A 7,631-nucleotide genomic window follows, 5' to 3' on the forward strand; every position below is an offset into this window, starting at 1 on the left:
CCCGACGCACTTTAGAAAGAAGACGCACATGCTGCTCATCTCCTGCCCCAACTGCGGCTCGCGCGACGAGACCGAGTTCCACTACGGCGGCCAGGCCCACGTAGCCTACCCGGACAACCCGAACGAACTGACCGACCGCGAATGGGCCGAGTACCTGTTCTACCGGGACAACACCAAGGGCGCCTTCGCCGAGCGCTGGCTGCACAGCACCGGCTGCCGGCAGTGGTTCAACATGCTCCGCGACACCGTCACCTACGAGATCCAGGCGATCTACCCGATGGGCTCGCCCCGGCCGGATGCGGCCGGCAAGGTGACGGCCGAAACCGGCACTGCCAGCACCGCCGCTGACAGCACCACCACCGGAAGCGCGGCACCCAGCATCGCGGCGACCAGCGCCTCCCCCACTTCCAGCACCACCGCCCCGGAAGGAGCAACCAAGTGACTTCCCAGAACGCCCGCCTCGACGCCGGCGGACGCATCGACCGCACCATCTCCTGGCGCTTCACGGTGGACGGCGAAGAATTCACCGGCCACCCGGGAGACACCCTCGCCTCCGCCCTGCTCGCCAATGGCCGCGTCGCCGCCGGCAACTCGCTCTACGAGGACCGCCCGCGCGGCATCATGTCCGCCGGTGTGGAGGAAGCCAACGCACTGGTCAAGGTGCAGCCGCGTTTCCCCGGCCACGTGGCCGAGTCCATGCTCCCCGCCACCACCGTCACCCTGGTGGACGGACTCAAGGCGGAATACCTCAACGGCCTCGGCAAGCTGGACCCGGCCGATGACCGCGCCGAGTACGACAAGAAGTACGTCCACACCGACATCCTGGTGATCGGCGGCGGCCCCGCCGGCCTGGCAGCAGCCCGCGAGGCCGTCCGCAGCGGCGCCCGCGTAATGCTGCTGGACGACCAGCCCGAGCTGGGCGGCTCCCTCCTCTCCGGCTCCACCGCACCCGAGCTCGCAGAAACCATCGAAGGCAAGCCGGCCCTGGAATGGGTGGCTGACGTCGAGGCAGAGCTCGTCTCCGGCTCCGAGTCCACCGTCCTGAACCGCACCACGGCCTTCGGCGCCTACGACGCCAACTACGTGATCGCTGTCCAGAACCGGACCGACCACCTGTCCTCCCCCGCCGCTTCCGGGGTATCCCGGCAGCGTATTTGGCACATCCGTGCCAACCAGGTGGTGCTGGCTCCCGGCGCCCACGAACGCCCGCTGGTGTTCGAAAACAACGACCGCCCCGGCATCATGCTGGCCTCCGCCGTCCGCAGCTACCTGAACCGCTTCGCGGTGGCAGCCGGCCAGCGCGTGGTCATCAGCACCACCAATGACAGCGCCTACGCCCTGGCCGCGGACCTGCGCGCCGCCGGCGTCAAGATCGCCGCCGTGGTGGACGCCCGTCCGCAGCTGACCGATGTGGCAGCAGCCGCCGTCGAAGCCGGCACCCGCGTGCTGATCGGCAGCGCGGTGGCCAACACCTCCGGGGATGGCGACGGCCGCCTGGACGGCGTCACCGTCCGCAGCATCAACAACGACGGCGAACTCACCTCGGGCATCGAAAAGATCTCCTGCGACCTGCTGGCGGTGTCCGGCGGCTGGAGCCCGCTGGTGCACCTGCACTCACAGCGGCAGGGCAAGCTGCGCTGGGACGAGGACCTGGCCGCCTTTGTGCCCAGCACCGTAGTCCCGAACCAGCAGACCATCGGCTCGGGCCGCGGCTCCTTCGACACGGCAGACTGCCTGGCCGAGGGAATCTCCGCCGGCGCGAAGGCGGCCATCGCCGCGGGCTTCAGCTCCGCCGTCGAACCTTCCCCGCTGGGTGAGCCGAAAGCCTCCGCCCCCACCCGCCAGCTGTGGCTGGTTCCGGGCGAGCAGGGCACCCCGGACGACTGGCACCACCACTTCGTGGACTTCCAGCGCGACCAGTCCGTGGCTGACGTGCTGCGTTCCACCGGCGCCGGCATGCGGTCCGTGGAGCACATCAAGCGGTACACCTCCATCTCCACCGCCAACGACCAGGGCAAGACCTCCGGCGTCAACGCGATCGGCGTCATCGCCGCCGCGCTGCGCACCGCCGGCGAAGCCTCCCGCGGCATCGGCGACATCGGCACCACCACCTACCGGGCACCCTTCACCCCGGTGGCGTTCGCGGCACTGGCCGGACGCCAGCGCGGCGAACTGTTCGACCCCGCCCGGGTCACCTCCATCCACCCATGGCACGTCGCCAAGGGCGCGCTGTTCGAGGACGTGGGACAGTGGAAGCGGCCCTGGTACTACCCGCAGGCCGGCGAGGACATGGACGCCGCCGTGCTCCGCGAATGCGCCGCCGTCCGCGAATCCGTGGGCTTTATGGACGCCACCACCCTGGGCAAGATCGAAATCCGGGGCAAGGACGCCGGCGAGTTCCTGAACCGGGTCTACACCAACGCGTTCAAGAAGCTCGCCCCGGGCTCCGCCCGCTACGGCGTGATGTGCACCCCCGACGGCATGATCTTCGACGACGGCGTGACCCTGCGCCTCGACGAGGAGACCTACTTCATGACCACCACCACCGGCGGAGCCGCCAAGGTGCTGGACTGGCTGGAAGAATGGCTGCAGACCGAATGGCCGGAACTGGATGTGCACTGCACCTCGGTGACGGAGCAGTGGAGCACCATCGCCGTCGTCGGGCCCAAGTCCCGTGAGGTCCTGGCCAAGGTGGCACCGGAACTGGCCGCGAACGGCGGACTGGACGCCGAAGCCTTCCCCTTCATGACCTTCCGCGAAACCACCCTCGCCTCCGGCGTCCGCGCCCGGGTCTGCCGCATCTCCTTCTCCGGTGAACTCGCCTACGAGATCAACGTGCCATCCTGGTACGGCCTCAACACCTGGGAAGCCGTGGCAGCCGCCGGCGCCGAATTCAACATCACCCCCTACGGCACCGAAACCATGCACGTGCTCCGCGCCGAAAAGGGCTACCCGATCGTTGGCCAGGACACCGACGGCACCGTCACCCCGCAGGACGCGGGAATGGAATGGATCGTTTCCAAGGCCAAGGACTTCATCGGCAAGCGGTCCTACGCCCGGGTTGACGGACAGCGTGAGGACCGCAAGCACCTGGTGAGCGTCCTGCCGGTGGACGGCGGAATCAGGCTCCCCGAAGGAACCCAGCTCGTGGAGAAGGGCCGCTCCACCAACCCCGCCTACGGGCCGGTCCCGATGGAAGGCTTCGTCACCTCCAGCTACCACAGCGCGGCACTGGGCAGGTCATTCGGCCTGGCCCTGATCAAGAACGGCCGCAACCGGATCGGCGAAACCCTCGTGGCAGCCGCCGGCGACCAGCTGGTGGACGTTGTTGTCGCAGAAACCGTACTTTTTGACCCCGAAGGAGCCCGCAAAGATGGCTGAAACAGCAGCACCCGCAAACTCCGCCCAGAAGAACCTCTCCCTGCGTGTCAGCCCGGCCGCCCCGCTCGGCGAAGCCTTTGAATCCGGCTCCGTCCAGGGCGTGGTGGAACTGCGCGAAGTCTCCTTCCTGACCATGGTGGGCCTTCGGGTTGACCGGAACAGCGACGCCGGACAGCGCATAGCCGGCGTCACCGGCGGACTGCCCGCAGCGTGCGGCGGGGTCAGCGGCACGGGCGATACCTCCGTCCTCTGGCTCGGACCGGAAGAATTCCTGGTGGTGGCACCGACGGAAGCCCACGAGTCCCTCGGCGGCGACCTGATCCAGGCACTGCGCGAAGCCTTGGCCGACGGCGCAGGCCAGGTGGTGGATCTCTCCGCCAACCGCACCACCTTCGAGCTCACCGGACCGCGGGCCCGTGCTGTCCTGGAAAAGGGCTGCTCCCTGGACCTGCACCCCCGCGTCCTGTCGGCCGGCACGGCGCTGTCCACCGAAATCGGCAACATCCCCGTGGTGCTGTGGAAGACCGGCGAGGAGTCCTTCCGGATCTTCCCCCGCGCTTCGTTCGCCGATTTCCTGGGCCGCTGGCTCCTGGACGCAATGCGGGAGTACGCCTCCCCCGAGGTCCCCTAAATGGCGCTCAGCTTCCTGGACCTGTTCTCCGTTGGCATCGGGCCCTCGTCGTCACACACGGTGGGCCCGATGCGGGCAGCGAAGCTGTTCGCCGACGGACTCAAAGGCGAAGGACACCTGAGCTCCACTACGCGGGTCCAGGCCGAACTGTTCGGTTCCCTCGGTGCCACCGGGCGGGGCCACGGCTCGGACAAGGCTGTGGTCCTCGGCTTCAAGGGCCTCGACCCGGAAACCGTGGACACCACCACCGCCGACGACCAGGTGGCCGCCGCCGCGCTTGACGCCGAACTGTGGATCGGCGGCGACCATCGGGTGGACTTCAACTGGGACGAGGATGTGGTGCTGCACCGCCGCAAATCCCTCCCGGCCCACCCGAATGGAATGACCTTCCGGGCCCTGGACCACTCCGGCGCCGTGCTTAGCGAGCGGAGCTTCTATTCCATTGGCGGCGGCTTCGTGGTGGACGGCGATGCCGACGCCGGCGACCGGATCGTGGAAGATTCCACCGTCCTCCCCTACCCCTTTAGCACCGCCGACGAACTGTTGGAGATCTGCAGCCGTGAGGGTATGTCCATCTCGGACGTGATGCTGGCCAACGAGCTGGTGTGGCGGACCGAGGAGGAGCTGCGGGAAAAACTGCTGAAGCTGTGGGCGGTGATGCGCGAATGCGTGGACAACGGCTGTGCCGCGGAAGGAATCCTTCCGGGCGGGCTCAACGTCCGCCGCCGCGCGCCGTCGTTATTCCAGACGCTGACCGCGGACACCGGGGTGACCGACCCGCTGCGGGCCATGGAATGGGTGAACCTGTTCGCTCTGGCCGTGAACGAGGAGAACGCGGCCGGCGGGCGGATCGTCACCGCGCCCACCAACGGCGCGGCCGGCATCGTCCCGGCGGTGCTGCACTACTACGTGAAGTTCGTCCCGGGCGCCAACGACGACGGCGTGGTCCGCTTCCTGCTGGCTGCGGCCGCCGTCGGAATCCTGTTCAAGATCAACGCCTCCATCTCCGGTGCCGAGGTGGGCTGCCAGGGTGAAGTGGGCTCCGCCTGCTCCATGGCCGCCGCCGGGCTCTGCGAGGTGCTGGGCGGGACGCCTGCACAGGTGGAAAACGCTGCCGAGGTGGGCATTGAACACAACCTGGGCCTGACGTGCGACCCGGTGGGCGGGCTGGTGCAGATCCCCTGCATCGAGCGCAACGCCATCGCCAGCGTGAAGGCCATCAACGCCGCCCGCCTTGCCCTGCACGGCGACGGCAGCCACAAGGTTTCCCTCGACAAAGCCATCAAAACGATGCGCGAAACAGGAGCCGACATGAAAACCAAGTACAAGGAAACCTCCCGCGGAGGCCTTGCCGTCAACGTAATCGAGTGCTGAGCCATGACTGCAATTGAGACTGAAACCGTCCCTGCCGCTGCCGCCACCACGGTGGAGCACGTCCTGACCCTGGACTGCAGCGAATCCCCGGGCATCGTCCACGCCGTGTCCGGGTTCCTGCTGGAGCACGGCTGCGACATCATCGACAACCAGCAGTTCGGCGAGCGCTCCGAGGGGCACTTCTTTATGCGGGTGCATTTTGCGTCCGACGGCGACGCCTCCACCGCGGACACGCTGCGGGCCGCTTTTGGTCCTGTCGCCGAGCGGTTCGGGATGCGCTGGAGGCTGGAACGGCACGGCTCCAAGCGCCGCGTGCTGATCATGGTGTCCAAGTTCGGGCACTGCCTCAACGACCTCCTCTTCCGGGCGCGGATCGGCGAGCTGCCGGTTGACGTGGTGGCCGTAGTGTCCAACCACACGGACCACCAGGCGCTGGTGGAATGGCACGGAATCCCGTTCTTCCACGTGCCGGTCACCGCTGACACCAAGCCTGCCGCCGAAGGACGCCTGCTGGAACTGGTCGACGAATTCGATGTGGAACTCGTGGTGCTGGCCAGGTACATGCAGGTGCTCAGCGACAACCTGACCCGGAAGCTGGACGGGAAGGCGATCAACATCCACCACTCGTTCCTGCCCAGCTTCAAGGGTGCCAAGCCGTACCACCAGGCGTACGCGCGGGGTGTAAAGACTGTTGGTGCCACGGCCCACTACGTCAACAGCGAGCTGGACGAGGGGCCAATCATCTCGCAGCAGACCGTTGAAGTGGACCACACGTACGGGCCCGAGGACCTGGTTGCGGCCGGCCGCGACACCGAATGCAAGGCCCTGTCCAACGCCGTGCGCTGGCACTGCGAGGGCCGGGTGATCCTGCAAGGCAACCGCACTGTGGTCCTCCGGTAGCCCTTCCCCTGCGACGCTCTCTCACTTAACGTGGGTTTTGGCCGGACGCTCTCTCACTTAACGTGGGTTTTGGCCGGACGCTCTCTCACTTAACGCGGGTTTCCACGTGACGCTCTCTCACCCTGGTGAGGGAGCGTCACGGCGTTAACGCCTCTTCCGTGGATGCACGTCGGCGCTGACGCTCAATCGCTGCCGGCAAACCCCGATGCCTGGGCGTGGTCCTGCCACGCGTTCCGAAGCGCCCGTTTTATTCGCTGCACTGCCTGCCAAAAATCATCCGCAAGATCGTCCCTATCGAAAACCAGGACCGTCCACCCGGCTGATTCGAAGGCCTTATCCCGTCTCCTGTCGCTAAGCATTTGTGCGTCACCGAGGTGATGTTCGCCGTCGTACTGGATAGCAAGGCGGCGATGACGATAGCCGAGATCGGCCGACGGCGACCGCGCATCTTCGGCCCGCAGGAGCACCTGGAGTTCGGGCTCGGGTAAGCCGGCGTTGGTGATGGCGAGCCGGAGCAGTGTTTCAGGGGCCGAGTCGGCGCCCACGCGCATCAGATCCAATGCTTCGCGGGCCCGGACGATGCCTTGGAGGTTCGGGTGACGGCTGACGAGCATGCGCAGTCCCGCCAGGGTGTCATAGGGCTGCGTCCTTGCCTCGAAATCCACCCGCGGGACGCGGATCAGTTCATCCCCCATGCTCACCAGGTCATCGAGGGGCAGGACCCGTGCCAGATCGAGCCAAGTGCGTGACCTCGTGCTCAGGCGGATGCCATCGATCAGCTCAATCTCGTCCTCACGAGCCACGACAGTGTGCCCGACTATGCCCTTTCGGCGGACCGACGGCAGGGCACGCGGCTTGCTGAGATGGAGCTCCGTGGAATCTGCCAGCCAGGGCGGCAGCACCTGGCTCCGAAGCCGGGCCGCAGTCACGTGTGAGATCCAGGCGCCGGGCGACACAGCAGACAACGCCCTGGCAGCGCCTTCCAGGTCGAAGTCCCAGTCCGCCGGGCGGTAGAGACCGCGGCCCACGTTGACTACATCCTTGCGCCGAAGTCTGTCCAGCGTGACGCCGGAAGCCCTTGCCGAGCCGAAGGTGAAAGGAGCCTCAGCCAACGGCGGGGGCAAGAAACTTTGCTTTCCCATTCTGGCATTGTGCCTTGACACAGCAAGACGCTGCAGAAGTTATCCACAGGCCGGCCGGTGCGTTTTGGTCGGTGAGAGAGCGTTGGTCCAAAAGCCGCGTTAAGTGAAAGAGCGTTGGCCCAAAAGTGAACTGGTCCCCGGTGGTTGGACTGGCTAAATGGGATTCTAGGCTGCGAGGGTCTGGGCCCGGTATTGCACCGGGC

At 66.9% G+C, this 7,631-nt stretch carries 6 protein-coding genes; 5 read left to right on the forward strand and 1 reads right to left on the reverse strand.

Going from position 1 to position 7,631, the window contains the following annotated elements; all coding sequences use genetic code 11:
• The first annotated feature begins 28 nt into the window (after nucleotides 1-28).
• Genes AC3A4Z_RS14700 through purU form a run of 5 tightly spaced genes read left to right on the forward strand, consistent with a single transcriptional unit; the run spans nucleotide 29 to nucleotide 6,286 of the window.
• Nucleotides 29-442, forward strand: coding sequence for a sarcosine oxidase subunit delta family protein (locus AC3A4Z_RS14700; protein WP_493971085.1), 414 nt, complete (start codon nucleotides 29-31; stop codon nucleotides 440-442).
• A complete protein-coding gene (locus AC3A4Z_RS14705) occupies nucleotides 439-3,381 on the forward strand; it encodes a sarcosine oxidase subunit alpha family protein (RefSeq protein ID WP_498712398.1) in 2,943 nt (980 codons plus the stop codon). The genes AC3A4Z_RS14700 and AC3A4Z_RS14705 overlap by 4 nt, the downstream gene beginning before the upstream one ends.
• The gene (locus AC3A4Z_RS14710) at nucleotides 3,374-4,012 is read left to right on the forward strand and encodes a sarcosine oxidase subunit gamma (RefSeq protein ID WP_498712401.1); all 639 of its coding nucleotides are present in this window, start codon (nucleotides 3,374-3,376) and stop codon (nucleotides 4,010-4,012) included. The genes AC3A4Z_RS14705 and AC3A4Z_RS14710 overlap by 8 nt, the downstream gene beginning before the upstream one ends.
• Nucleotides 4,013-5,386: an L-serine ammonia-lyase gene (locus AC3A4Z_RS14715; RefSeq protein WP_498712404.1), complete on the forward strand. Its 1,374-nt coding sequence runs from the start codon at nucleotides 4,013-4,015 to the stop codon at nucleotides 5,384-5,386. It abuts the gene before it with no gap.
• Nucleotides 5,387-5,389: 3 nt separating this feature from the next.
• Nucleotides 5,390-6,286, forward strand: coding sequence for a formyltetrahydrofolate deformylase (gene purU, locus AC3A4Z_RS14720; RefSeq protein WP_498712406.1), 897 nt, complete (start codon nucleotides 5,390-5,392; stop codon nucleotides 6,284-6,286).
• 182 nt (nucleotides 6,287-6,468) lie between these two features.
• Here the strand turns inward: purU and AC3A4Z_RS14725 are convergent, their stop codons facing one another.
• On the reverse strand, nucleotides 6,469-7,428 hold the full coding sequence (locus AC3A4Z_RS14725) for a DUF559 domain-containing protein (protein WP_498712408.1): 960 nt from the start codon (nucleotides 7,426-7,428) through the stop codon (nucleotides 6,469-6,471).
• Nucleotides 7,429-7,631 lie beyond the last annotated feature (203 nt).

The organism is Arthrobacter sp. Soil_C_49, from assembly GCF_057656635.1.

Bases quoted from the DNA above. Each gene is read 5' to 3' on its own strand.
- AC3A4Z_RS14710 (WP_498712401.1), top strand. From the start codon at position 3,374: ATGGCTGAAACAGCAGCACCCGCAAACTCCGCCCAGAAGAACCTCTCC.
- AC3A4Z_RS14715 (WP_498712404.1), top strand. From the start codon at position 4,013: ATGGCGCTCAGCTTCCTGGACCTGTTCTCCGTTGGCATCGGGCCCTCG.
- AC3A4Z_RS14700 (WP_493971085.1), top strand. From the start codon at position 29: ATGCTGCTCATCTCCTGCCCCAACTGCGGCTCGCGCGACGAGACCGAG.
- AC3A4Z_RS14725 (WP_498712408.1), bottom strand. From the start codon at position 7,428: ATGGGAAAGCAAAGTTTCTTGCCCCCGCCGTTGGCTGAGGCTCCTTTC.
- purU (WP_498712406.1), top strand. From the start codon at position 5,390: ATGACTGCAATTGAGACTGAAACCGTCCCTGCCGCTGCCGCCACCACG.